Origin of the sequence: Bradyrhizobium dasycarpum, from assembly GCF_042019905.1 — a bacterium.
In the GTDB taxonomy this organism is placed as follows: domain Bacteria; phylum Pseudomonadota; class Alphaproteobacteria; order Rhizobiales; family Xanthobacteraceae; genus Bradyrhizobium; species Bradyrhizobium japonicum_B.
Genome location: NZ_CP169574.1, coordinates 167969 through 193258 on the forward strand (window position 1 = coordinate 167969; position 25290 = coordinate 193258).

20 protein-coding genes and 5 pseudogenes are annotated in these 25290 nt (G+C 65.1%); 10 read left to right on the forward strand and 15 right to left on the reverse strand.

What is annotated here, in order from left to right; all coding sequences use genetic code 11:
• Nucleotides 1–62 precede the first annotated feature (62 nt).
• Together ACETMP_RS00745 and ACETMP_RS00750 are read left to right on the forward strand one after the other, a co-directional pair.
• Nucleotides 63–436, forward strand: a pseudogene (locus tag ACETMP_RS00745) (Hpt domain-containing protein).
• 177 nt (nucleotides 437–613) lie between these two features.
• A complete protein-coding gene (locus ACETMP_RS00750; protein ID WP_028137518.1) occupies nucleotides 614–934 on the forward strand; it encodes a 2Fe-2S iron-sulfur cluster-binding protein in 321 nt (106 codons plus the stop codon).
• Nucleotides 935–950: 16 nt separating this feature from the next.
• On the opposite strand, the gene ACETMP_RS00755 is transcribed toward ACETMP_RS00750, so the two are convergent.
• The gene (locus ACETMP_RS00755; RefSeq protein WP_375159551.1) at nucleotides 951–1418 is read right to left on the reverse strand and encodes an acyl-CoA thioesterase; all 468 of its coding nucleotides are present in this window, start codon (nucleotides 1416–1418) and stop codon (nucleotides 951–953) included.
• A gap of 183 nt (nucleotides 1419–1601) precedes the next feature.
• Between ACETMP_RS00755 and ACETMP_RS00760 the strand changes: the two genes are divergently transcribed.
• The 3 genes from ACETMP_RS00760 (at nucleotide 1602) to ACETMP_RS00770 (ending at nucleotide 3921) form a co-directional block, all read left to right on the forward strand.
• Complete coding sequence (locus tag ACETMP_RS00760) at nucleotides 1602–2630, forward strand: NAD(P)/FAD-dependent oxidoreductase (RefSeq protein WP_028137516.1); 1029 nt, start codon at nucleotides 1602–1604, stop codon at nucleotides 2628–2630.
• A 106-nt stretch (nucleotides 2631–2736) separates the two neighbouring features.
• On the forward strand, nucleotides 2737–3327 hold the full coding sequence (locus tag ACETMP_RS00765) for a DUF2147 domain-containing protein (RefSeq protein WP_375159552.1): 591 nt from the start codon (nucleotides 2737–2739) through the stop codon (nucleotides 3325–3327).
• A gap of 237 nt (nucleotides 3328–3564) precedes the next feature.
• Nucleotides 3565–3921, forward strand: coding sequence for a hypothetical protein (locus tag ACETMP_RS00770; RefSeq protein ID WP_375159553.1), 357 nt, complete (start codon nucleotides 3565–3567; stop codon nucleotides 3919–3921).
• Between the two features lie 60 nt (nucleotides 3922–3981).
• Here the strand turns inward: ACETMP_RS00770 and ACETMP_RS00775 are convergent, their stop codons facing one another.
• The 8 genes and pseudogenes from ACETMP_RS00775 to ACETMP_RS00810 form a co-directional block, all read right to left on the reverse strand.
• Nucleotides 3982–4251, reverse strand: coding sequence for a hypothetical protein (locus ACETMP_RS00775; RefSeq protein ID WP_375159554.1), 270 nt, complete (start codon nucleotides 4249–4251; stop codon nucleotides 3982–3984).
• Nucleotides 4252–4478: 227 nt separating this feature from the next.
• Entirely contained in the window at nucleotides 4479–6020 is a 1542-nt protein-coding gene (garD, locus tag ACETMP_RS00780) for a galactarate dehydratase (protein ID WP_375159555.1), read from the reverse strand.
• Nucleotides 6021–6162: 142 nt separating this feature from the next.
• A complete protein-coding gene (locus ACETMP_RS00785) occupies nucleotides 6163–7611 on the reverse strand; it encodes an aldehyde dehydrogenase family protein (protein ID WP_375159556.1) in 1449 nt (482 codons plus the stop codon).
• Between the two features lie 18 nt (nucleotides 7612–7629).
• Nucleotides 7630–7827, reverse strand: a pseudogene (gudD, locus tag ACETMP_RS00790) (glucarate dehydratase); the annotation flags it as partial.
• Nucleotides 7828–7926: 99 nt separating this feature from the next.
• The gene (gene kdgD / locus ACETMP_RS00795; protein WP_375159557.1) at nucleotides 7927–8871 is read right to left on the reverse strand and encodes a 5-dehydro-4-deoxyglucarate dehydratase; all 945 of its coding nucleotides are present in this window, start codon (nucleotides 8869–8871) and stop codon (nucleotides 7927–7929) included.
• A 131-nt stretch (nucleotides 8872–9002) separates the two neighbouring features.
• Complete coding sequence (locus ACETMP_RS00800; protein WP_375159558.1) at nucleotides 9003–9908, reverse strand: LysR substrate-binding domain-containing protein; 906 nt, start codon at nucleotides 9906–9908, stop codon at nucleotides 9003–9005.
• A 470-nt stretch (nucleotides 9909–10378) separates the two neighbouring features.
• Complete coding sequence (locus tag ACETMP_RS00805; protein WP_375159559.1) at nucleotides 10379–12331, reverse strand: hypothetical protein; 1953 nt, start codon at nucleotides 12329–12331, stop codon at nucleotides 10379–10381.
• Nucleotides 12332–12417: 86 nt separating this feature from the next.
• The gene (locus tag ACETMP_RS00810) at nucleotides 12418–13500 is read right to left on the reverse strand and encodes a YbhN family protein (RefSeq protein WP_028137506.1); all 1083 of its coding nucleotides are present in this window, start codon (nucleotides 13498–13500) and stop codon (nucleotides 12418–12420) included.
• A 429-nt stretch (nucleotides 13501–13929) separates the two neighbouring features.
• On the opposite strand from ACETMP_RS00810, the pseudogene ACETMP_RS00815 reads away from it, so the two are divergent.
• Nucleotides 13930–14437 (forward strand): annotated as a pseudogene (locus ACETMP_RS00815) (ferritin-like domain-containing protein).
• 67 nt (nucleotides 14438–14504) lie between these two features.
• Here ACETMP_RS00815 and ACETMP_RS00820 read toward each other — a convergent pair.
• The gene (locus ACETMP_RS00820; protein ID WP_375159560.1) at nucleotides 14505–14939 is read right to left on the reverse strand and encodes a hypothetical protein; all 435 of its coding nucleotides are present in this window, start codon (nucleotides 14937–14939) and stop codon (nucleotides 14505–14507) included.
• Between the two features lie 79 nt (nucleotides 14940–15018).
• On the opposite strand from ACETMP_RS00820, the gene ACETMP_RS00825 reads away from it, so the two are divergent.
• Both ACETMP_RS00825 and ACETMP_RS00830 read left to right on the forward strand, forming a co-directional pair.
• Nucleotides 15019–15606, forward strand: coding sequence for a hypothetical protein (locus ACETMP_RS00825; RefSeq protein WP_375159561.1), 588 nt, complete (start codon nucleotides 15019–15021; stop codon nucleotides 15604–15606).
• A 63-nt stretch (nucleotides 15607–15669) separates the two neighbouring features.
• On the forward strand, nucleotides 15670–16269 hold the full coding sequence (locus ACETMP_RS00830) for a YdcF family protein (RefSeq protein WP_375159562.1): 600 nt from the start codon (nucleotides 15670–15672) through the stop codon (nucleotides 16267–16269).
• A 3-nt stretch (nucleotides 16270–16272) separates the two neighbouring features.
• On the opposite strand, the gene ACETMP_RS00835 is transcribed toward ACETMP_RS00830, so the two are convergent.
• Nucleotides 16273–17616: a PLP-dependent aminotransferase family protein gene (locus ACETMP_RS00835; protein WP_375159563.1), complete on the reverse strand. Its 1344-nt coding sequence runs from the start codon at nucleotides 17614–17616 to the stop codon at nucleotides 16273–16275.
• 188 nt (nucleotides 17617–17804) lie between these two features.
• Between ACETMP_RS00835 and ACETMP_RS00840 the strand changes: the two genes are divergently transcribed.
• Nucleotides 17805–18041, forward strand: coding sequence for a DUF1127 domain-containing protein (locus ACETMP_RS00840; protein WP_375159564.1), 237 nt, complete (start codon nucleotides 17805–17807; stop codon nucleotides 18039–18041).
• Nucleotides 18042–20327: 2286 nt separating this feature from the next.
• Here the strand turns inward: ACETMP_RS00840 and ACETMP_RS00845 are convergent.
• The 4 genes and pseudogenes from ACETMP_RS00845 to ACETMP_RS00860 all read right to left on the reverse strand — a co-directional run bounded on the left by ACETMP_RS00845 (nucleotide 20328) and on the right by ACETMP_RS00860 (nucleotide 23608).
• A pseudogene (locus tag ACETMP_RS00845) lies at nucleotides 20328–21133 on the reverse strand (transglutaminase family protein).
• A 252-nt stretch (nucleotides 21134–21385) separates the two neighbouring features.
• Nucleotides 21386–22389 (reverse strand): annotated as a pseudogene (locus ACETMP_RS00850) (alpha/beta fold hydrolase).
• A 211-nt stretch (nucleotides 22390–22600) separates the two neighbouring features.
• Complete coding sequence (locus ACETMP_RS00855) at nucleotides 22601–23026, reverse strand: universal stress protein (protein WP_375159565.1); 426 nt, start codon at nucleotides 23024–23026, stop codon at nucleotides 22601–22603.
• A gap of 45 nt (nucleotides 23027–23071) precedes the next feature.
• Nucleotides 23072–23608 carry a histidine phosphatase family protein gene (locus ACETMP_RS00860; RefSeq protein WP_028137495.1) on the reverse strand — a complete coding sequence of 179 codons (537 nt, stop codon included), beginning with the start codon at nucleotides 23606–23608 and terminating at the stop codon, nucleotides 23072–23074.
• Nucleotides 23609–23803: 195 nt separating this feature from the next.
• Between ACETMP_RS00860 and ACETMP_RS00865 the strand changes: the two genes are divergently transcribed.
• On the forward strand, nucleotides 23804–25267 hold the full coding sequence (locus ACETMP_RS00865) for an NAD(P)/FAD-dependent oxidoreductase (protein ID WP_375159566.1): 1464 nt from the start codon (nucleotides 23804–23806) through the stop codon (nucleotides 25265–25267).
• Nucleotides 25268–25290 lie beyond the last annotated feature (23 nt).

The following is a 25290-nucleotide window of genomic DNA, read 5'->3' on the forward strand; positions in this document are numbered from 1 at the left end:
TGGGTGAGGTGAACTCACCGCCGGACCGGCGGAACCGTCGCGCGATGCCGGGGCCTTTCGCCATGACGCCTGAACTGCAACGGATGGACTGGATGCCCTCCCCCCGCTTGCACCCATCGACAGCCCGCTCGACCTCGACCATCTCTCCCGGATGACGCTCGGCGACGCCGAGCTGGAGCAGGAAGTGCTGGCCATGTTCGCCGAGCAGGCGGTGCGCCTGGTGGCGGCTATGGCGGGATTGCCGGCCGAGGCCGCCGCGCTTGCCCACAAGCTCAAGGGGTCGGCGCGCGGGATCGGCGCCTTTGCGGTGGCCGATGCCGCGGCGAGCCTGGAGACCGCGATCCAGGTCGGCCATAACGAGGGCCACGCCTTCGCCGCGCTGAAGGAGGCCGTGACCGAGGCTCGCGCCGCCATCGAGGCGATCCTGAAGGCTTGAGACCGCGCCGCCGAGCCGGATACCAGGCTCTTGTCTTAGCCTCTTGTTTTGACGCATTTTCTTGCCGCAAAGCGGCATTCACTTCGCATCAAAACCCTATGGCGCCGGGCTGATCGACCCGTTATAGGACAGCCCGGACCCTCCTTCATTCCCAGCACCGCGGCAACACGAGCACACATGGCCAAGATTCACTTTGTCGACCACAAGGGCGAAACCCGCACGGTGGAAATCGAGAACGGCGCAACCGTGATGGAAGCCGCGATCCGCAACAGCATTCCCGGGGTCGAGGCCGAATGCGGCGGCGCCTGCGCCTGCGCGACCTGCCATGTCTATGTCGACGAAGCCTGGCGCGAGAAGGTCGGCAGCCCGACCCCGATGGAAGAGGACATGCTCGACTTCGGCTTCGACGTGCGCCCGAATTCGCGCCTGTCCTGCCAGATCAAGGTCACCGACGACCTTGACGGTCTCGTCGTGACGACGCCGGAACGTCAGGCCTGATCGTCCCTCGACAAGACTAACTGCTCGGCGGCGCGACCTCGATGCCGCGCTTGTGCCAGGGTCTGAATTTCTCGATCACCTCAGGGGTCAGCGGGGCCGGCCGGCGCGTCGCCTCGTCGAGCAAGACGCCGACCGACGTCGCCGAGGCGATGCATCTTCCTTCCGAGAACACGACCTGCTCGAAAGTCACGGACGTGCGTCCCAGCTTCACGACGCCGAGGCCGAGCTCGATGGAGCCCGGCCAATGCAGCTCGGCGCGAAAATGCATGTCGAGGCGCACCATGATCCAGGCGAGGCCCGGCGGCGTCAGTCCGTATTCCGGCAGCTTCATCAGCGTGACGCGGCCGGTCTCGAAATAGGTGGCGTAGACCGCGTTGTTGACGTGCTGGTTGGGATCGAGGTCGCCGAAGCGGACGTTGTCGCTGAGGCGGTAGGGAAAGTCCTCCAGGCGCGGCGTCGTATCGAGGCGACTTGGTGCGTTCACCGATTGATCTCCGTCATATCCTTGCTCGTTACAGCCCAGTTATGCTGCCCCGGCAAGTGGGCGCGGCCGCGGGGCGCTCCCGCTTTTATGCCTTCCCTGATCCATCCCCGTTGGCTAGACAGGCAGGGGTCACCTCGGCCCAAAGGGCGCCGTCCAACAGATAGCGACAGACAAAGAGACGACATGAGCGACGCAATCAAAACCGATGTGCTGATTATTGGCGCCGGCCCCTGCGGTCTGTTCGCCGCCTTCGAGCTTGGCCTTCTCGACATGAAGGCGCATTTCGTCGACATCCTCGACAAGGTCGGCGGCCAGTGCGCCGAGCTCTATCCGGAAAAGCCGATCTACGACATTCCCGGCATTCCGCAGGTCTCGGGGCAGGGCCTCACCGACGCGCTGATGGAGCAGATCAAGCCGTTCCATCCGACCTTCCATCTCGGCGAGATGGTCGAGACCGTGGAGAAGATCGGCGATCCCCTGTTTCGCTGCACCACCGACGCCGGCAAAGTGTTCGAGTGCAAGGTGCTGGTGATCGCGGCCGGCGGCGGCTCGTTCCAGCCCAAGCGTCCGCCGGTGCCGGGCATCGAGGCCTATGAAGGCACCTCGGTGCACTACGCGGTGCGCAAGATGGAAACGTTCCGCGACAAGAACGTGCTGGTCGTCGGCGGCGGCGATTCCGCGCTCGACTGGACGCTCAATCTGCATCCCATTGCCAAGCGCATCACGCTGCTGCACCGGCGCGACGAGTTTCGCGCCGCGCCCCACAGCGTCGAGCAGATGCGCGCGCTGGTTGCCGGCGGCAAGATGGATCTGAAGCTCGGCCAGGTCACCGCGCTGTCGGGCGCCGACGGCAAGCTCACCGGCGCCACCGTCAAGGGCAACGACAACAGCATCACCGAGATCGCCTGCGACACCATGCTGCCGTTCTTCGGGCTGACCATGAAGCTCGGTCCGGTCGCGAACTGGGGCATTGCGCTCGAGAACAACCTGGTGCCGGTCGAGACATCCGCGTTCGAGACCAACGTGCCCGGCATCTTCGCGATCGGCGACATCAACACCTATCCCGGCAAGATCAAGCTGATCCTGTGCGGATTCCACGAGGGCGCGCTGATGTCGCAAAAAGCCCATCGCTACGTCTATCCGGAGAAGCGGCTCGTGTTCCAATACACGACCTCGTCCTCCAGCCTGCAGAAGAAGCTCGGTGTCAACTGACGGCAACAGGGCCGGGAAGGCATGCCCCATGTTTCTGGTGCTGGAACCGTTCGCGAAATCGCCGTAGTCTGCGGCCATTCCGGTCGTGGAATAACAAGGTGATCTCATGCGGAATTTCTCCAGCCTTCGGCTGCTCTCCTTCCTCGCGCTCGCATTGTCGCTCGCGACGGTGAGGCCGTCTGCGGCGCAGACAGCCGAGCCCACGGCGGCGGGCCTCTGGCAGAAGGTCGAAGACGGCAGGACGGTCGGATGGTTTCTCTTCGTCGACCGCAACGGCGTCTTCGAAGGCGTGATCGCAAAGACCTTCCCGCGTCCCGGCGACGATCCGAACGAGGTCTGCAGCAAGTGCACCGATGACCGCAAGAACGCGCCTGTGCTGGGCATCTCCTTCGTCCGCAACATGAAGCGCGAAGGCTTGAAGTACGAAGGCGGCAACGTGCTCAATCCGCGCGACGGCCAGATCTGGAAAGCCAACATGAAGGTCAGTCCCGACGGCCAGACCCTGACCCTGCGCGGCTATCTCGGCATTTCGCTGCTCGGCAAGGACGAGACCTGGACGCGTCTGCCTGACGCCAACATCGCCCAGGTCGATCCCGCCATCGTGGCAAAATATCTGCCCCCGCAGGCCGCGGCCACCAAACCGGCACCCGTGCCGAAGAAGGGCGGCGGCACGATGATGGCACCGGCCAAGCAATAGGCTGGCCTCGCTATCTGACGATCTTCTCGGCCTCGGATTTTGTTCCTAGGCCGCATCCGCTGGAAGGCGCGTGGCGTCGCGCCGTGCGGCAGTAATTCCCCGGAATGCGCGCTGGCAGCGGATTTGCATACTCGTCGTCAGCTGCTGGGGAACGAGTCGTCGGCCGCGCCTGGTTCAAGGCGCGGACAACCGACGGCATTGTCCCCCGCACGGATCATTTGATCGCGGGACGACGAGATGAAATTTTCAAGATCGTGCGCAGCGACGCTGCTGGTCGTGACGGCGCTTCCGGCATTCTCGGCACAGGCGCGTGACGACGGGCGCTACGCCAACTCACCGCTGAAGCCCTGGTTCGAAAGCCTGCATAGCGAATTCGGCCAGTGCTGCACCGACGCCGACGGCTACATCATTGCCGACGTCGATTGGGAGTCCGATCGTGGCCGCTACCGCGTCCGCATCGACGACGAATGGGTCGTGGTGCCCGACGGTGCCGTCATCACCGTGCCGAACAAGATCGGTCGCACCATGGTGTGGAAGCACTATATCGACGGTCATCCGCGCGTGCGCTGCTTCATGCCGGGCAGCATGACCTGAAAAACGCCGACGGCGCCCGCATCCGATGCAGGCGCCGCAAGCGATGCCGATGCGGAAGGCTTAGCGTGCCTCGCTCTCCGAACCCGCGCTCGCGAGCCGCTTGACGCGAGGCGACAGCACCGAAACCTGTGCGGGCGAGGCCGGCATGCCGGCGACGATCATGGTGGGCGCGGCCGACTGCTCCTCGACGCCGGCGCCGCCGAGCACCTGCACCTGGGTCGCCGAGATCGGCAACGAATTCACTTCGTAAGTGGGAAGCTCACTGGCAAACGCGCCGGTTGAGTTCGCAATCACGGCGCCGGCGATGGCAATCATTGTGAGAATACGCATTGGAAAAGCTCCGTTGAAGATGTCAATCGGAGGTTTGGTCGTGACGATGCAGGAACAGGTTCGCTCGTGTGCGAACAATGATGTGGCCGTGAGCGCATCTATTTGATTGCGTGACGCGACAGGATGAAACGATGACGAAGTCTTTCGCGTCAATGTTTCCGGATGGTTTCGCGGCATCGATCGACGCAGCTCGCAGCTAGTCAGCCGCGAGTTCTGCTCCTGGTTGCTCAGGTCACCGGTGCCGGATTGAACAGCGTGAGATCGTTGTGGATGCCCCAGCGGTCCGACCATGGCTTGGTGCGGCCGGAGGCGACGTCGAGGATCAGGCGGAACAGGTCCCAGCCGCACTCCTCGATGGTCTTCGTGCCGGTGGCGATGCTGCCGGCGTCGAAGTCGATCAGGTCCTTCCAGCGCAGCGCGAGCTCGCTGCGGGTCGCGACCTTGATCACGGGCGCGGCCGCAAGACCGTAGGGCGTGCCGCGGCCTGTGGTGAACACCTGCAAGGTCATGCCGGAGGCGAGCTGGAGCGTACCGCAGATGAAGTCCGAAGCCGGCGTTGCCGCGAACAGCATGCCCTTCTGCGTCGCCTTCTCGCCGGGCGAGAGCACGCCGGTGATCGCGGATGATCCGGACTTCACGATCGAGCCGAGCGACTTCTCCACGATGTTGGCGAGGCCGCCCTTCTTGTTGCCGGGCGTGGTGTTGGCGCTGCGGTCGGCGCCGCCGCGGGCGAGATAGGAATCGTACCAGGCCATCTCGCGCACCAGCGCGCGGCCGACATCCTGGTTGATGGCGCGCCGCGTCAGCAGCTGGATGGCATCGCGCACTTCGGTCACTTCCGAGAACATCACGGTCGCGCCGGCGCGCACCAGGAGATCCGCAGCGAAGCCGACGGCCGGGTTCGCGGTGACGCCGGAAAACGCATCGCTGCCGCCGCATTGCAGCCCGATGACGAGATCGGAGGCCGGGCAGGTCTCGCGCTTGCGGGCGTTGAGCACCTTCAGCCGCGCCTCGGCCTGGGTCATGATGGCGTCGACGATCGCGCCAAAGCCGTCAAAGGCTTCGTCCTGCATCCGCACGATAGCATCGCTGACGCCCTCCGGCACCAGCCGCTCGGGCGCAAGCTTCTCGCAGCCGAGGCCGACGACGAGGATCTCGCCGCCGAAATTCGGGTTGAGCGCGAGATTCTGTAGCGTGCGGATCGGCACCACCGCGTCGGGCGTATTGATGGCGACGCCGCAGCCATAGGCGTGGGTGAGCGGCACGACGTCGTCGACAGCAGGGTATTTCGGCAACAGCTCGGCGCGGATGCGCTTTACCGCATATTCCATCGTGCCCTTGACGCATTGCACGGAGGAGGAGATGCCCAAAATATTCTTCGTGCCGACCGAGCCGTCGGGATTGCGATAGCCTTCGAAGGTGAAGCCTTCGAGCGGCGGCAGCGGCGCGGGGACGGCGGTGGAGATTTCGAGCTTGTCGAGGTCAGGGGCCTCCGGCATGCGGATGCGCGCCTCGTCCACCCATTCGCCGGCGAGGATCGGAGACAGCGCGTAGCCGATGATCTCGCCATAGCGGATGATCGGCTGGTCTTGCGCGATGTCGACCAGCGCCGTCTTGTGCCCCTGCGGAACGAAGGCGCGCAGCGTCAGCCCATCGGCAAAGCGGGAGCCGGCGGGAAGCCCGAAATCGTTGACCACGATCGCGACGTTGTCGCGCTCGTTGAGCTTGATGTAGCGGGGCTGCTCTTTCGCTGCGACGTCCTGGTCCATAGGAGGACTCCGGAATTTGTTGGGTGGGTTAGCCCTGCGATTGCGCGGAGCGCAATCGCTCGGCGTAACCCACCAAGGTCTTCATCCTGGGAAGCAGAAGGGGCGGGTTACGCTGCGCGAACCACCCTACGGAGTCAGCCGCTCAGCCCGGGAAGGTATAGGCCGTCTTCACCGTCGTGTAGAACTCGCGCGCATAGGAGCCCTGTTCGCGGGCGCCGTAGCTCGAGCCCTTCCGGCCGCCGAACGGCACGTGATAGTCGACGCCGGCGGTCGGCAGATTGACCATCACCATGCCGGCCTCGCTGTTGCGCTTGTAGTGCGAGGCGTATTTCAGGCTGGTGGTGCAGATGCCGGAGGCGAGGCCGAACTCGGTGTCGTTGGAGATCGCCAGCGCCTCGTCGTAGTTCTTGGCGCGGATGACGGCGGCGACGGGACCGAAGATCTCCTCACGCGCGATGCGCATGTTGTTGTTGGCTTCGGTGAACAGCGCCGGCTGCAGGTAGTGGCCGGGGGTCTCGCGCTTGAGCAGCTCGCCGCCGAAGGCGAGCTTGGCGCCCTCGTCCTGGCCGATCTTGATGTAGCGCAGGTCCTGGTCAAGCTGGCTCTGGTCGACCACCGGGCCGATATGCACGCCGGCCTTGAGCGCGTCGTCGACCGACAGGCTGTTCAGGCGCTCGGCCATCGCCGCGACGAAGCGGTCGTGGATGCCTTCGGTGACGATCAGGCGGGAGGAGGCGGTGCAGCGCTGGCCGGTCGAGAAATAGGAGCCGTTGACGGCGACCTCGACGGCAGTCTTGAGGTCGGCGTCGTCGAGCACGACCAGCGGATTCTTGCCGCCCATCTCGAGCTGGAATTTCTTCATCGGGTTGGAGAGCACGCAGGCCTGCGCGATCTTGCGTCCAGTCTGCACCGAGCCGGTGAAGGAGATCGCGGCCACATCCGGATGCTCGAGCAGGGTCTGGCCGACCACCGAGCCGGAGCCGACCACGAGGTTGAAGACGCCGGCCGGAATGCCGGACTTGGCAATAATCTCGGAGAGCGCATGCGCGCAGCCCGGCACCAGCTCGGCCGGCTTGAACACCACGGTGTTGCCGTAGCAGAGCGCCGGGGCGATCTTCCAGGCGGGAATCGCGATCGGGAAGTTCCAGGGCGTGATCATGCCGACGACGCCGACCGGCTCACGCGTGAGCTCGACGTCGAGGCCGGGACGCACGGAAGCGCCCTTTTCGCCGATCAGGCGCAGCGCTTCACCGGCGAAGAACGCGAAGATCTGGCCGGCACGGGCGACCTCGCCGATACCTTCCGGCAGGGTCTTGCCTTCCTCGCGCGCGAGCAGGCGGCCGAGCTCTTCCTTGCGGGCGAGGATTTCGAGGGAAATCTTGTTGAGCGCGTCGAAGCGCGCCTGCGGGGTCGATTGCGACCAGGCGGGGAAGGCCGCCTTGGCTGCGGCGATCGCCTTCTCGGTCTGCGCCTTGTCGGCCTTGGCGTATTCGCCGACGACGTCGTTGGTGTTGGAAGGGTTGATGTTCCTGGTGACGCCGGAGCCGTCGACCCATTCGCCGCCGATGAAGTTCTTCAGGATCGCAGTCATCGTTTCCTCCAGAGTGTCTTACCGTACAAGGCAGGGACGTTTGTCGTCGAAGGTCCCGCCGGGGATCACGTCCTGCATGGCAATAGCGTCATCCCGGGTGCCAAGTCCATGCTGCTTGTAGAGCTCATGCGCGGCATCGATGGCGGCCCTGTCGATTTGGATACCCACGCCCGGCCGGTCCGGGACCGCAATCCTGTCGCCCTGGATCTGGAGCGGCGCCTGTGGGGCCCGAGACCGGATCACCTGCATCGATGTGACGGCCGGCGCTCTGCAGAGACCCCTCAGGGCCATCGCTCGCTCCTCGCTGTGGTCGGCCTATTCTGCAGCCTGTTGTGTCGATCGGATGGCCGGCAGATTCTGCACCAGCGCGGTCAACTCCGCGAGCTCCCGCTCGGTGAGGTCGGTGAGCGGCGGGCGGACCGGGCCGGAATCGCGGCCGATCACCTTCATGCCGGCCTTGATGATCGAGACCGCATAGCCCTTCCTGCGGTTACGGATCGCAATCAGCGGCAGGATGAAGTTCTTCAGGCCGGCCTGGATCGTGGCGTGGTCGCGCTTGCGCACGGCCGCGTAGAAATGGGTCGCGAATTCCGGCACGAAGTTGAACACGGCGGACGAATAGGTCGTCACGCCCATGTCGAGGTAGGGCAGCGCGAAGGTCTCGGCGGTCGGCAGGCCGCCGACATAGGTGAGGCGGTCGCCGAGCTTGGTGTAGACGCGGGTCATCAGCTCGATGTCGCCGATGCCGTCCTTGTAGCCGACGAGGTTCGGGCAGCGCTCGGCAAGGCGGGCCAGCGTGTCGGGCTGGAGGATCGCGTTGTCGCGGTTGTAGACGATGACGCCGATCTTCACCGCGGCGCACACCGCCTCGACATGGGCGGCCAGGCCGTCCTGCTCGGAGTGAGTGAGATAGGGTGGCAGCAAGAGCAGGCCGTCGGCACCGGCCTTTTCAGCGCCAATAGCGATCTCGCGGGCGATCGCAGTGCCGTAGCCGGTGCCGGCAAGCACCGGCACGCGGCCCTTGGTTTCCTCGACGGCGACCTTCACGACTTCAGGAACCTCGGTCGGCGTCAGCGAGAAGAACTCGCCTGTGCCGCCGGCGGCGAACAGGCCTGCGACGTCGTAGCCGCACAGCCAGTCCATGTTGGCGCGGTAGGTCGCTTCGTCGAAGGAGTAATCCGCCTTGAACGGCGTGACGGGAAAGGACAGGAGGCCGGATCCGATCTTCTGGGCCATCTCCTGCGGGGTCATCTTGCTCACGGGCACTGTTCCTTCGTGCGTGTTGCGGAGGACGGGGCCCTTAAAGGCCTGCGCGTCCATGCGCCGTGGTTTAAGAGACCGTTCGATGCGGGTCCAAGCCAAAGCCTATATCGACTGATGCGGATTGAGCATCAATCCTCCGCCACCTCCGCGGAGGACAGTTCACCGGCGATTTTGACCAGCGCCGATAGCAGCGGATTCTCGTTGTCGCGGCGCCAGACCATGAACAGCTCGACCGGAACGCGGCCCTTCAGCTTCAGCGGCCGCAGCCGCACGTCGGAGATCTTCAGGCCCGCCGCCGCGGCCGGCACGATGGCGAGGCCGAGGCCGGCGCGGACCATGGCCAGGATCGAGTGGATCTGGCTGAGATGCTGGACATAGCGCGGCAGCACGTCGGCGCGGGTGAATTGCGCCACCAGCAGATCGTGGAAGTAGCGGCTCTCATAGGGCGAATACATCACGAAGGGCTGATCGTCGAAATCCTTGATGGTGATGCTGTCGGCATTCGCCAGCGGATGCTTCTTCGGGATCGCGGCGAGCAGGGGCTCGGCGACGACGCGGCGGCTGGCGAGCTCGGGCCGCGCGATCGGCGGCCGCAGCAGGCCGGCGTCGATCTGGCCTGAGGTCAGCGCCTCGAACTGATCGCCCGACACCATCTCCTTCAGGGAGAAATCCACCTCGGGCAGCCTGGCGCGGCAGGCGGCGATGAGCTCGGGCAGGAAGCCATAGGCCGCGGCCGCGGTGAAGCCGATCTTCAACGAGCCGATCTTGCCGAGCGCGATGCGGCGGGCGACCTGCGAGGCGCTTTCCGCAAGCTTGAGGATGCGCCGCGCCTCGGGCAGGAAGCTGCGCCCGGCAGGGGTGAGGCGGACCGAGCGGCTGGTGCGCTCCAGCAGCGGCGCATCGATGATGTGCTCGAGCACCTGGATCTGCCGGGACAATGGCGGCTGCGTCATGTTCAGCCGCACGGCGGCGCGGCCGAAATGCAGTTCCTCCGCGACCGTGACGAAACAGCGGAGCTGGTTGAGGTCGAACATCGATACATGCCTTAGATGAATAAGGCGCTTCCCCGGCACTTCTAGCATCGATCACCTCCAATACAAAGACGGCGGCCGTGAAGCCGCCGTTGAGTTGCCTGGTCGAGCTCCCCATGGGAGCCCTCAGGAGGAACGTTCACGACTCGTAGAGGCGCCCGCCGCGGCGTGTCCAAGTTCAAGCGGGTATCGATCGATGCCGTTTTTGGATCGATGGAACGCAGGCGAGGGGAATGATGATGGCGTGACGGGAAGCGCGAGCGATGGCTATGCGCAAGATGGAGTCGCCGCGAGCGACCGGGAGGGTGTGGGAGTGCACGCCGCACAAACTCGTCATCGCGAGCGCAGCGAAGCGATCCAGCAATGCGTCTGCGGAAACAGTCTGGATTGCTTCGTCGCATCAGCGCAAAATTGCTTCGCAATTTTGTCGCGAGCTCCTCGCAATGACGCGAGGAGAGAGTTCATCTTCGCTTCTATTGCTGTGCGCTCGGCAACAATTGCGGCAGCAATCCTCGCGTCACGCCCGGTGGGACGGCGTCGAGCCCGAGCACGGCACTCGCGGCCGGCAGGGCGGCGTCCGCCATCGCGGCATGGCCCTCGGCGCTCGGATGCACCGCGCCGCCATAGACGGCGGAGAGCACGCCCCAGGTCGCGTCGTGGATGTCGGTCGGCTGGCTCGCCGCCGGCAGCCCTTGCGGATAGGTCATCGCGGAAAAATAGCTGTCATTGGCGTCGCGGATCCAGCGCGCGCGGGGCCAATAGGCGCGATATTCCGAGGCGCCGCGGCCGCACAGCATCGGCTGGCTCGCTGCGCTCACGATATCGGGATTGAAGCTCTGGCCGTTCTCGGCAAAGCAGGTGCGGTCGAACTCCGGATCGTTGCCGGAATGGGCGCAGAAGCCGTGATCGGCGAACGCGGCCTGGTGCGCATCGACGAAGGTCATGCGCTCGGCTTCGGGATCGCGGCACAGCGCGCCGCGGGTGCAGGTGGCGAGCCCCTTCAGCTGCGGCAGGAATTCGGTGTCGACGAAAGTCGAGACGCGGGCGAGCCGCTGCGGGTCGGCGTTGAAGGAGGGATGGATGTCGAAGCCGGCGCGGCCGCCGCGGCAGGGCACGCCGCCGTCGGCGAGCGCGGGATTGGCGTAGGAGACATAGACCACGCGCGAGAGGTCGCCGCCGACCAGCGGCTTCAGCGCCTCGCGCAGCTTGACGAAGTTCTGCGGCAGCTCGCGCGCCAGCGCATCGCGGGACTCGTCGACGCTCGCCATCACGCCTGAGCGGCGGAACAGCGCCCGCTCGGTCGCGGTGTCGACGATGACGTCGGCGACGAGGCCCGAGAAATAGACGTCGTTGGCACCGACCGACAGCAGCACGAGATCGAGCGCGCGGTCGGGCTGGCGTTTCTTCGCCGCGGTGAGGGCCTCGCGCAGCTCGGCGACCTGCGCGTTCACGCTGGTGTTGCAGACGCCGGTCTTGCCGGGCGGGCATTCGCGGGCGCGCTGCGAGCCGAGCAGGCCGTCGCCGATGCTGGCGCCGGTGCAGGCGAGCGGCAGGTAGGTCACCGCGATGTGCGTGTAACGCACTGCGAGCGCCAAGGCCGTGCGCGTCTGGTAGCTGTACAGCGAGCGGTGGCACGGCGCGTTGAACCAGAGCGCGCTATAGCGTTGCCAGTTGGCGAGCGTATCCGGGGCCTCGCAAGCCCGGCCGCCCTTGAAGCCGTGGCGGCTCGGCCGGTAGTACTGCCCGCCGGCGGTGCCGAGATAGGAGCGAAAACAGAAGCCTTCGTCGGACAGCGCCAGCGCCCGGTCCGGATTGCCCTCGCCCGAGGCGATGCTGTCCCCGAGGCCGGCGACGAAGATGTCGCGGACCTGGATCTCGGTCTGGACCCGCTGGGTCGGATCGGAGCCGGCGGAGACGTCGACGGTCGCGACCGTCTGCTTGCCGTAGCGGACACGCAGGTTGATCGGCTCGGCGCAGTCGAAGGTCGATTGCTGCGGGCCGTCGCCGTCGTCGAACGACCAGGCGCAGGTGGCGCCGACGGGTACCGCGCCCACGAGACGCACGGTGACGGGATGGTCGATCGGGGTGAGGTAGTTCTCTTTGGTGTTGTCGCGGGTGCAGGGCTGGTTGACGCGGCCCTGAAGGTCGATGCAGAGGCGGTTGACCATGTTGCGCGCCCAGCCGCGGCCTTCGCTCTGGAGCTCCAGCGATTGTTCTGCGGCGAGGATGCTGCGGTTACGCGCATTCTCGACATGGAGCAGGAAGTCGCGCTCTTCGCGGAACAGCCGGAAGCGGTTACGCACCTCCCAACTGATCTGCAGGGGGCCGGCGTCCTGCGCGGCGGCGCGCTCGGCCGGCAAAACGGTCAAAAGTCCGGCCAGCAGCAGGACGCTGGCGCAGAGGGTACGAAGCAATACAGGGATCATGGCCCGCGTCTTCAACGGCAAAGTTGAGGCGGAAATAAGAGGGCATTGCGCTGCCGCCCGCAACCCTCAGGTCCGGGCGGGCCGCTTCAGCGCTTGTTGGCCTGTCGCAGCAACCGCTCGCGCTGCATCGGCGTCACCTCTTTGGGCAGATTTGCCTGCGCACAGGCCTCCGCCAGCCGCCGCCGCTCCTGCCAGGGCTCGACCACGTTCATCCAGAGTTCGCGTGTGCCCATGATGGAGATGGCGAGGCCGAACGGGATCACGAAATAGAGGATGCGAAACACCAGCAGCGTCGCCAGCAACTCCTCGCGGCCGAACTGGGGCAGCGCCACCAGCATGGCGGCGTCGAACACGCCGATCGAGCCGGGCGCATGGCTGGCAAAGCCGATCAGGGTGGCCAGGATGAACACGACGGCCAGCGACATGAAGTCGATCGGCGGATTGGCCGGCATCAAGAGGTACATTGCCATGGCGCAGAAGCCGAGATCGACCACGCCGATGAGGATCTGCACCAGCGTCAGCGGCGCCGAGGGCAGCACCACCTTCCAACCCTTCTGGCCGAGCTCGCGCCGCTTCTCGCCCATGACGAGCCAGGCGAGATAAGCCCCGATCGAGGCAAGGCCGCCGAGCGCGATCAGCCGGTTGATCGATGGAGGAAGCTGATCCATCGAGGAGGCCGCGTCCGGATGGACGGCCAAGCCGATCGAGAGCACGAAGATGTTACCGAGCCAGAAGGTCAGGCCCGACAGGAAGCAGATCTTGGCGACGTCGATCGCGTTCAGCCCGTAGTCCGAATAGATCCGGAAGCGGATCGCGCCGCCGGTGAAGACGGTGGCGCCGATATTGTGGCCGATCGAATAGGACGTGAAGCTGGAGAGCGCCGCGATGCGATAGGGCACGTGCTTCTTGCCGATCGTTCGCAGTGCGAAATAATCGTAGAAGGTCAGCGTGCAGAACGCGAAGAACACGCACACCGCCGCCAGCCCGATACTGCCGCGGGGAATTTCGGTCAACGCGGTCAGGATGACCCCGGTATCGATGCCCTTGAGGGTCCGCACCAGCGTGGTGATCGCGAAGGCGATGATGAAGATGCTCGCGGCAACTCCAAGCCGTCGCCAGCCGATCCATCTCTTGAAGCCGCGTTTCAGCGCGGGCAGCAGTCCGTGCATTCATCCTCCCGGCGGGGGGCAAGACCGACCGGGCCAGGCATTGGCCAGTTCGGGTGCGATCATCACCAAAGGCAGGCAGCGATCGCTAGGCGTGATCCAGCTCATTTAAGGCAAAAACTGCAGCTTGTGCAGCCCTTGACAACAATAGGTTCTGCGCCGGACCGGCAACTTTGTCATACGCGGTTCACACTCGGAGGCGCGTTAAGCATATGAGTCGTGAAGCCGGCCGGCGCGTGCGTTCGTATTGGCCTATGATTTCAGATCCCGGCGCCGCCCGCCTTGTTCCAACGCAATGCCATGCGGGGGTTTTTGGAACGTCGATGTCGCGCGTTCGTTGGGTCCGAACAGCAACCCGAACATGGCGGAATGAGCGGCTTTTCGTGCAAGCCGCTGCCTGCGTGTTCCAGCAAATCGAAAAAGGACGGAACGATGGGACTGTTCACAAAAGACATCAAGACCATGAACGACCTGTTCGTGCATCAGCTTCAGGACATCTACTACGCCGAGCAGCAGCTGACCAAGGCGCTGCCGAAGATGGCCAGCAAGGCCACCGATCCGCAGCTGAAACAGGGCTTTTTGACGCACCTCGAAGAGACCAAGCAGCACGTCTCGCGGCTCGAGGAAGTGTTCAAGATGCATGGCGTCCCCGTCAAGGCGGTCGACTGTCCGGCGATCGACGGCATCATCGAGGAAGCCGATGAGACCGCCGGCGAAGTTGCCGACAAGGCCGTGCTCGACGCCGCGCTGATCAACGCGGCCCAGGCTGCCGAACATTACGAGATCGTGCGCTACGGCAGCTTGATCGCCTGGGCCAAGCAGCTCGGCCGCAACGATTGCGCCGCCGTGCTCGCCAAGACGCCTCGAGGAGGAGAAGGCGACCGACCAGAAGCTGACCACGCTGGCCGAGAGCAAGGTGAACCTGCGCGCGGCGAGCTGAGCCGAGCCCAATTCGACGAACGCTGCGCGGCCTCCGCGCGGCGTTCTTTTTGCGGCGCGTGTCGGCTTCAGCCCCGGCGCAGCGCGAAATGGGCGCCGCAGAACGCCATGACGGCGCCGAGGCAGAGCGCGGCGAGCCCGGCCAGCACGGCGGAGACGGTCGGGATCGGGCTCGGCGCCGAGGCTGCCTGACCCGCCCCCGCGAGCAGGAGCACGCCGACCGCGATGAGGAACTGGCGCATCCGCTGCGGGATCTGGCCGGACGCCGCGCTCTGCATCAGCGTCGCGGTGAAATAGCCGCCGGAAAAGCCGACCGTCGCGATCAGCCACCACGCGATCGCCGCGCCCGCGGGGATGAATTCGGCCGAGTCGGAGCGCCAGAGCCCGCCGAGGTCGAGCCCGTAGCGCGCGCCCAGCATGTGCACCGCGAGCGCCAGCAGCACGCCGGAGATCATTGCGGCGCCGAGAATCAGGCGGCGCGGAAAAAAGGTCGTCTCAACCATGCCTCGCTTGTAGGATGGGCGAGGGCGACCGCGCAAGCGGATCGCGGGCGCGATGGCGCGGACGGGATCGATTGTCGGGATGCAGGGTTCGGAAGCCGAGGCCGCGTCAGTCACGAGCTATGCCTACAAGGCGTCACTGATCGGCTCGGCGCATCGCTTCGCGCTGACGGAGCAGGGGCTGTCCTGGCACATCGGCGGCCGCTCGGGCCTGTGGCCCTATGACGAGATCAGTGCGATCCGGCTGTCGTTCCGCCCGGTCTCGATGCAGCAGCACCGCTTTCGTGCCGATATCACCCACAGCAGCGGCCGCCGCATCGCGATCCTGTCGACGAGCTGGCAGACCGCCGCGCTGATGGCGCCGCAGAACAACAGTTTTCGCACGCTCATCGTCGAACTGCATGCGCGGATGGCCAAAGCCGGCAGCCGCGCGGTGCTGACGTCGGGGCTCGGCCGCATGGCTTATGCGATGGTGCTGGCGTTCCTCGCGATGCTGACGGTCGCGATGGCGGGCCTGTTGATCCGCGCCCTCGTGATCGGCGAGTTCGCCGGCGCGCTGTTCGTCCTCGGCTTTGCCGCGCTGTTCGCCTGGCAGGTCGGCGGCTTCGTGCGCCGCAACCGGCCGGGGAGCTATACGCTGGAGCGGCTGCCCGAGGCGCTGCTGCCATAGCTTGCAACCGGCCGCAATGAAACGTGAGTTCGCAGCCGTGCGCCGTTGCCGCATCGTGTGGCCATGTCAACCAAGGACAATGGTGCTCGTCTGCCGACCGCCGATGAGATCGCCGAGATCAACCGCACGCATCTGATCGGGACGCCGCTCGTGCCGGCCGATCTGTTGTTCGTGTTCGGCACCCGGGAGGACGACACGCTGCGGGCCGATACCGCGGCACGGCTATGGCGCGAGGGCTATTTCCGCTGGGCGATTGTCAGCGGTGGGGTGACGTCGGGCTCGGAGCAATCAGAGTGCTCGATCATCAAGGCGGCGATGATTGCGGCCGGCATTCCGGCGGAACTTGTCCTCGAGGAGCATCGAGCCATGAATACGGGCGAGAACGTGATCTTCTCGCTGCCGATCATCGATGCGGCGCTCGGCCTTGCCACCATTCGCAGCGTGATCTGCCTCGGCAACACCTGGACCGCGCGGCGCTACCCGATGACGCTGCATCGGCACTGGCCGGAGGTCGATAAGATGCTGCTTACCGTCGACAGCTTCGCGACGCCGCGCGCGCTCTGGCACACCGATGCCGAATTTCGTCGCCGCATGCTGCACGAATGGGACAACATCGAGCCGTACAAGGCGAAAGGCTTCATCGTGGACTGGCCGGAGGCTTGAGAGCTATTCCGTCGAGTCAAAATCCTCTTCCTTGGTGCCGAGCAGCGACACGATGGTGCGCAGGCCGGCATCGAGCTGCTCGAGCGAGGGTGGGGCGAGGGCGAGGCGCACCGCGTTCGGGGCGTGGCCGTGGGCGATGGCGAAGGTGGAGGACGGCGTCAGGGCGATGCCGCGCCGGGCCGCGGCCGCGACGAAGGTCTGCGAGCGCCAATGCGGCGGCAGCGTCAACCACAGATGATAGGAGCGCGGGTCGGCGGCGAGCTGGTAGCCGGCGAGCAACCGTGCCGCGGTCTGCTGACGGCGCGAGGCATCGATGCGTTTCAGCCGCGTGAGCTCGGCAACGGTGCCGTCGGCCATCAGCCGCTGCCCGGCCGCAAGCGCATGGCCGGAGGCGATCCAGCCGCCGGTGCGGACGGCGCTCATCACGCTCTCGCGCAAGCGCGGCGGCGCCACGAGGATGCCGAGCGCGAGGCCGGGCGCGACTTTCTTGGACAGGCTGTCGATCACGATGCAGCGGTCCGGCCCGAGCGCGGCCAGCGGCGTGTCGTCGGCGAGGAAGCCGTAGACCGCGTCCTCGATGATGGTGAGGTCTAGCTTTTCGGCGATACGCATGATGTCGGCGCGTCGCGTCGCGTTCATGGTGACGCCGAGCGGGTTCTGAATGATGGGCTGCAGATACAGTGCGGACAGATGCGCCTCGCGATGCGCCTTCTGGATCGCATCGGGCCGTGCGCCGAGCTCGTCCATCGGGATCGGGACCAACGTGATGCCGAGCCGCGCGGCGATGCTCTTGACGTAGGGATAGGTCAGCGCCTCGACGCCGCAGCGGCCGCCGGTGGGGACCAGCGCGGCGAGCGCCGCCGCGAGCGATTGCTTGCCGTTGGCAGTGAAGACGATCTGCTCGGCCTGCGGCGCGAAATCCTTGCGCGCGAGATAGGCGGCAGCGGCATTGCGCGCGCTCCTGGTGCCGGTGCTGGTCGAGACGCGCAGCGCGGATTCGAGCGCATCGACGCGCTCGAGCCCGGCCAGGCTCTTGGCGATCATCGCCCATTGCTGCGGCAGCAGCGGGTAATTGACCTCGAAATTGATCCGCGCCTCGGCCGGCTCCCTCATCGTCTCGACTTCGCGCCTGATATCGCCGGAGATGAAGGTGCCGCGGCCGACCTCGCCGACCACGAGGCCGCGGCGAAGCAATTCCGTATAAACCCGGCTCGCGGTCGAGACCGCGATGCCGCGGTCATAGGCGAAATTGCGCTGCGGCGGCAGCCGGTCGCCGGGCCTTAACGTGCCGTTAGAGATATCCAAGGCAATGGCATCGGCAAGCTTCACGTACTCGAACTTGGACATTATTGCACCGAGAGCAATGTTTTCCTTGCTCCGAGCAGTGTACTGAAGCATTTAAGTTCCATCAAGGTCCGCGATTGAGCCGAGGAGAGCGAGAGCAATCCGACGGCAAATGAGGTGCAGGCGCTCACAAGCGCCCGCGCCAACGGCATTGGCTTCGCCGCGCGGAACGACAGGCCGGAGAAAGAAGAATGACCACGATTTCGCAAACTGCCGGGCGGAGCTTTCGCCCATCCTCCTCGAGCGGATTTTTTGCAACGCTCGCCCACGCTGCCTATGCGCTGTTTGACCGCCTGGAGCGCCGCTCCGCCGTCAAGACGCTGAACGAGCTCGACGACCGCGCCCTGCGCGACATCGGGATCACGCGCAGCCAGATCGAGGACGCGGTCTACGGACAGGTCAAAGCCGAGTTGACGCGGTATCTCTGAGCCGTTCGACGCTCGAGCCTTGCGTGTCCCGGACGCGCTGCAACGCGCAAGCGTTGCTGCGGAGAGCCGGGACCCCGGAAGCCGTCGCGCTCGCTGCAACATGGACCCCGGCTCTGCAGCGCACCGCGCCGGACGATGCTTCGCATCGCCGGGGGCGCTGCGCTGCGTCCGGGACACGAGAGCCATAGTCCGACGCGCGAGTGCTTCAACAACGTCATTGCGAGCGTAGCGAAGCAATCCAGAATCCCTCGGCGGAGGCAGTCTGGATTGCTTCGTCGCAAGAGCTCCTCGCAATGACGGGGTGAGAGCGTAGCTCTTCCAGTTCGCATTTTCATCGCAGACACACCCCCGCATCCTCGCGGCGCATTCGCCCGAGCTTTGCTCGATCTCTTCGCCCTCAATTGAAAGAAGGCGCAGGGAAGGCCGGGAGCCTGCTGGCACCCGAGGTCCACTGTGCGAGGTTGGAATAAGAGATCTGCACAGCGGCATACAGGTGTAGCCGGGACATCCTGGCCTTCCCTGCGCAGTGGGTTGACGGCTTATGTCGCGCTCTCCTCGGGGAGCGTTGCACTATTGCCCCCGTCGCCTTGCGGCTGATCGATGTGCGCACCGGTTGGCCGCCACATCGCCGCAAAGACTTGACGCCAGCCTGCGGGCGCCAGGACCACACGATTTTGCCGTACGCCGACCGCATCGGTCGCATGCGCGAGACGTTTCGCTCACGGTTGCCCGCCCTGCGAAGCCCTTCGCGCCGATGCCATCAGCGTCCACCGCCGCCCGGCCCGCGTTCGTGACGATCGCGATACGCCCCTCTTCCTTGGGCCGGGTTGCGCGACACATACGTCATTTCCGAATTTCGGTAAAGCGGAATATTTTCGGGGCGCGGATTGACCGAGGGGTTGGGTGTTTTGCCCGCCCGGTAACGCAAGGGATTGGGGTCTCGGTGCCGAATGGAGTGCTGCTCCCTCGGCGCCGCCGCAAGCAAAAACGCCGCCCGCTTGAAATGAAGCGCAGGCGGCGGCTGATCAGCCCCGGGAGGGTGAGAGTAAAATCCCGATACCAGTTGGTCTCTACGGGGCGGAGATCGGTTCAGCCCGTGGCGATGAAGCCCTAGAGCGGCGCCGATAGGCCCGGCGAGGTCAGCCACTTGTTGACCTCTCCGGCAACATCGATCTGCCGGGCTTTTCGCAAAAGCTCCGCGCGACGGACGCCGGCAGGCATCCCTTCGGCCTGCTGGCGAAGGTTGACCGCCTCTTGCGCCAGGCGATATTCGAATGTCGATGATGGTCCTGAGGATCGTCGAGCCAAGATGTTCATGCTCCGCTGCGGGGTAAGGGGGATCGCAACTCGCGTTCACACCACCGATAGATGCTACGGACCGCTCGGCGGTGGCGAGACAATGCGACTTCATCTGCGGGATAGCGAGCGCTTTATTTCGTTGGCGCGCGGGAACTATCCGTGAAACTCAGCAGCCGCGGCAAATATTTTTCAGCTTCGCGGCGATTCGGGCTTCTTCCGCAACAAATGGATCCTTGTAGCCTGACGATGAGCCGATGCTGGCTTCGGCGGGCCTTGCTACTTTTGGAGGAAATGCCGCATCGTAACAGGACAGCCGGGCGCTGGTGCTTTCGATCGCACGGCAGTTTGGCTCCGCTGCAAACGCTGCGGCCGTGGATGTGCCCAGGGCCGCCGCCAGCAGGAGCGCTCTGGTCCATGGGCCTGTCCGAGCCGCTGTCATGCTGAACACCCCATGTTTACTTGGTTCTACTCGCCCAAATGGGTCGCTCGCCGGTCCAGGCCGGCAAAGCATCCCATTCGGACCAGCGCATCCTGCGCTCCTCGTCGCCGACCCTCACGAACACGAGGGGGCATCGTCCCGACCTGTCTTCGAACCCGTGAAAACCGCCGGAACGCCATAGGCATCTCTGATCATTGCTGTGTTTGCCATTCTCGCCTCCTGTCTCGGCTCGCGTGTCTGCGAGTCTCGGCTCAAGCGCCGCGCTTGCGTTCTGGCGCGGTTCAATCGAACGGACCTGCCACTAGAGAACGGCCACGATCGCGATCAGCAGCACGAGGAAAATAGGCACCAGCAAAGGTGGCACGAGCCATTCACGAATGTCGAATTTGACCAAATCGGACATCTGACCGCCTTCTATCGGGTGGAGGCGGGAGCGCGATGCTCTCAGTCACCGATAACAGCCAGGAAGCGCGCGGTGATGCCTGTCTTGTAGCACCCACCTTGCCAATTAGCGAGATCAATCTCGTCCGTCGTCCCCGACGAGCAGCTCACACCAGTTCGTCGGTCCACACCTTGAAGCTGATGAGCTCGCCTGGTCCGAAAATATGAACAATCGGAACATCCGCCGCGTCGCGGCCCTGCGCGATCAGGACACGGCCGATGCGCGGCGTGTTGTTGCGTGCGTCGAAGGTGTACCAGCGACCGCCGAGGTAGGCCTCGAACCAACCTGCAAAGTCGCCGGGGGCGTGCGGCGGCGGAATGCCGATGTCGCCGAGATAGCCGGTGCAGTAGCGCGCTGGAATGTTCATGCAGCGGCAGAACGCGATGGCGAGATGCGCATAGTCGCGGCAGACGCCCTTCCGCTCGTTGAAGACCTCCCACGCCGTCATGGTCGCCCGCGCGTGCTCGTATCCGAACGTGATGTGATGGTGGACGAAATCGCAGATCGCCTGGACGCGCAGCCAGCCGGGCGCCGTCTTCTCGAACAGCTTCCAAGCGATGTCGGAAAGCCGATCTGTCTCGCAATACCTGCTGCCGAGCAGATAGAGCAGGGTGTCCGATGGAAGATCCTGGACCGCGTGCTGCGCGGCTGAAGGCACGATCGGATCGGGCAAGCCACTGTCGCGCACCGTTCCGTCGGCCGAAAGGCGCATGCGGCCGGGGGCGCAACGATTCGGCTGCACCAGTTGCCGAAACTGTCGCGGTAGGGCGTGATCGGAACGGAAGGCGAGGTGATGAGGTGATCCGGTATGACAACATCGGATGCCCGCGTGAAATGCGTTCCGACCATCGCAATCAATGGCGTAACCTGGGGGAAGTCGTAGACCATTTCGAAGCCGACCCGGATTTGCATGCTTAGGCCTTGGCTCCAACTGCGCTGACTGGAATTGGCCGCCGGATGAGACGTGTCGGCTCGAGGCTCAGGTCGGCATCGCTGCGACAGTCCGATCTGCGGCGTCGCTGAAGAGGAGATGGCTATGCAGCCGGCCGAACGCAATGCCGGGTGCCGCAAGGCCAAGCCACGTCCCATCACCAAATTCTGCCGTGTCGGGCCAGTCCGGCAGCGGAGGGCGCGGTGCTCGCCAGCATTCGTGGCATCCATTGTTTAGTGCAATGTCGCGGCAGCGGCTTCATCGATGGCCGCCATCAATTCGGGCGTCGCAGATTGATGGACCATATGACCCACGCCGGCGATCCGGTGCAGTTTGCTCTGCTTGATCTCTTTGTGGAGCCTGACCGATTGCTTTTCGATGTCGATCAGACGGTCGTCGTCACCCCCGATGATGATCGTGGGCATCCTGAGCTCGCTATAGGTCTTTGCAGCGATAAGGGCCGCCGGGACCATCAAGGCCGCTTCTGCGGCACTGGCACGCATCTGCGCCGGCCGCACAGCCATTGCCATGGGAAACTCTGCGAATTTCCCGGGGACTGCGCGCGGGCCGAATAGCTTGCGCAACATCACGGGCCACATCAGCCGGCCCAAGATCGGGGACACGGTGTAACTGATGACATCGCCGAGTCCAGGGATTGCAGGTGCCAAAGAGGCCGCGGCGTCGGTGCGGGCGGTCGGGAAATAGTATCCCGACGCCAGCACCAATGCTTCGACCAGCGCTGGATGCCGGATCGCCAGCGCCACGGCGAGCGACGCTCCCCATGAATGTCCAACCACAATCGCGCGCTGAACACCCAGACGGCCGAGTGCCTCCTTGAACAGATCTGCCTGCGTCTCAGCAGTCCAAACCGCATTGCGGGGCCGCAAGCTATGTCCGAATCCCGGGCGGTCGAAGACGATAACCCGGTAGTTTGCAGCTGCCAGATCAATCAAGCCGCTGGACTCGAAGTCCTGGATCATGCTGCCGTTGCCGTGAAAGAGAACCAGCGGGCGGCCGTTGCCACGCCCACGTAGTGCAGACGTACGCCATTGACTTCGATGAACCGTCCCTGTGGTGGATTATCGCGTTGTGCCTTGCTGGCAAGCTGCCGATTTATGAGGGCGGCCCCCGCCATCACCGTTACGGCCCCGGTCACGGCGGCCAGCGCGGGATATCGCCTCACGGCGCCGAGGCAGCTGGAGACGAGCGAAGGGAAACGAGTTTGCAGCAAGGTCATCGGGCAGTACCTCATAGGGGTCTGCACGATGCCTCAGAGCAAAAATGAGAAATGTTGCAGGTAGTCCAAACGAGCGCGTCGTCGGTTTGGTTCCTGGGCGAATCCCGAATCTGATCGGTATCCTGTGCCAACGCCTTCACTTTTCACGCATCACCGACCGGACCTCATGGGTCCGTCTCCGCCGATATCGTTCATGACTTTGCTCCGAGCCCTAGTGCCTCACCACCAGCACCGAGCACTTGGCGTAGCGCACGACGTGGCCGGCGTTGGAGCCGAGGAAATAGGTGCGCATCGCCGGCCGGTGCGAGGTCATCACGATCAAATCGGCCTTCATCTGCGTGGCTTCCTCCAGGATCTCGTGGTAGATGCCGCCCTGGCGCACCACGCTGGAGATCCGCCCCGGCTCGATGCCGGATTCGCGTGCGACGATGGCGAGCGCCTCTTCCGAGGTCTGGCGCTGCTGCTCGTCGAAATCGGCCGGCACGTATTCGGCCAGCATCACCGGCGTCATCGGCAGCACGTTGAGCAGCCGCACCGTGCCGCTCCAGGTCTGCGACAGCGTTGCCGCGGTCGCGATCGCCGGCTTGGCCAGATCGGTGTCGGCGAGGTCGATGGGCACGAGGATGGACTTGAACATCTGCGCCTCCAGATTTGCGGTCAGCGGTCTGCGGGTACGTCGCGATCATCCCGATCGAAGCAGCTTGGGGCTGGTGAACAGCACCAGTTTGCCGCGGCGGTAGGCCACGTCGGCCCAATCCTTGACGTCAAAGTCGAAGATCGCAAGTCCCGAAGTGGGCAGATTGTCGGCGAGCGCGTTGGCGCCATCAGGATCGCCGCCGCCCATCAGCATGAGCGCGGCCTCGTGCATGCCGGGATTATGGGCGACCAGCAGCAATTGCTTCGGGTCGGCCGGGGCCGTTGCCGTGCGAATGGAATCCAGGATCTGCGCGGGGTCGGCGCCATAGAGTTCCGGCAGGATCTCGACCTGCGGCGCCGGGACGCGGTCCTTCATCGCCTCCCAGGCGATGTCCCAGGTCTGCCGGGCCCGGACGGCGTGCGACACCAGCACGGTATCGGGGAAGGGCGGATGGTCGGCGAGCCAGTCGCCGATCTGCGCCGCATCCCTGCGGCCGCGCTCGTCGAGCCGGCGGTCCTGGTCACGGCCGCTCGGCGCGTCGGTCTCGGTCTTGGCGTGACGCAGCAACATCAAACGGCGCATGGCATTCTCGAATCGCTCCCCGTCCAGAATAATCTACAGGCGCCGGTTGAGGACAAGGTGACAGGCGCCCGATCGGTCCTTTAAAGCGCGATGAGATTAGGGCAAATTCCCATCGCGCTTTGAATTTTTGTTTCGAGCATGATCTTTTCGGAAAACCGCTGCACACTTTTCCGGATCATGCTCTAAGAAAACTGCATGAGCGAGACTTACACAAGCGTGTCCCAGGACGAAGCCGGCTTCCGCGACCGCACGCAGCTGTCGTTCGACCTCGACGCCGACATCTGCGTCATCGGTGCGGGGCTGGCCGGGCTCACCATCGCGCTGGAGGCGGCCCGGCTAGGGGCCAGTGTCGCCGTGCTCGAGGGCCGGCACATCGGCTGGAACGCGTCCGGCAACCAGCTCGGCACGGTGATGCCGGGCTTTGCGCTGCCGCTCACCGACCTGATCGAACGGATCGGCTTCGAGGACGCGCGCGAATTGTGGACGCTGTCGAAGGAGGGCGCCGAGTTCGTCCGGGCCAACGCCACGGAGGAGAACATGCCGGGGATCGCCCTGAGCGAGGGCGTGCTGGAGGTCTCGAACGTCGATGCCGGCGACCGGCTGATCAGCCGGTTGCAGATGCTGAACGAGGATTTCGACACCGAGGTCGAGGGGTGGCAGGTCGATCGCGTCCGCGAGGCGCTGAAGACGGATCGCTATTTCCACGGCGTGTATTATCCCAGGGCGTTCCAGGTCGACGGCCGCAAATATGTCCACGGCCTCGCAGGGCTGGCGCGGCGGGCAGGCGCCCGCATCTTCGAGGACACGCCGGTCGTCAGCATCGATCATTCCGGCATCCGCAAACGCATCGTCACGCCCTCGGCGCGGCTGCGCGCCACCCACATCGTGCTCGCGGGCAACATCCATCTCGGCGCGCCCTTGAAGCGCCTGTCGGAGACGCTGCTGCCGGTCTGGCGCTATGCCGGAATCACCGCGCCGCTCGGCGAGCGCGTGCATGAGATCATCGCCTTCAAGGGGTCGGTGATGGACAGCGACGGTATCGATCATTTCCGCATCGTCGACGGCGACCGGCTGATGTGGGAGAGCCCGGAGACCACCTGGGCCGCGCGTCCGCAGCGCTTTGCGGGCGCCGTCGAACGCCGGATCCGCACGATCTTCCCAGCGCTCGGCAATGTCGAGATCGCCGACATGTTCGGCGGCGCCATTGGCCAGACCGTGCACGGCATGCCGCAGATCGGCCAGTTGCGCAAAGGCCTGTGGGTGGCGAGCGGCTTCGGCCGCCAGGGCATGAACACCTCGGCCATGGCCGGGCAGATGATCGCGCGCAGCATCCTGGGGGGCGACGAGCGCTGGAAGCTGTTCTCGCCGTTCGAGCTGGTCTGGGCCGGCGGCGCCACCGGGCGGGTCGCAGGCCAATTGGTCGGGATCTGGAGCAGGGCGAGTTCCGCCGCCGCGGGCTCACTCGCCCGCTATCGCGAGCGTGCCAGGGTCAAGGACCGGCAGCGCGAGGCGCGTCTTGCCGAAGCCAATCGGGCCGCCGGCACCGGTCCGCGCCGCCCGCCGCCCGGCGTCAGGCCGCGGCCGGCGCCGCCGACGAGACCCGCGGCGGGAGACCAAGCGGGGGAGCCGGCCTCGCACGAGGCCGACGTTTCGCGCTAAACGCATGATCTTTCCGGAAAACC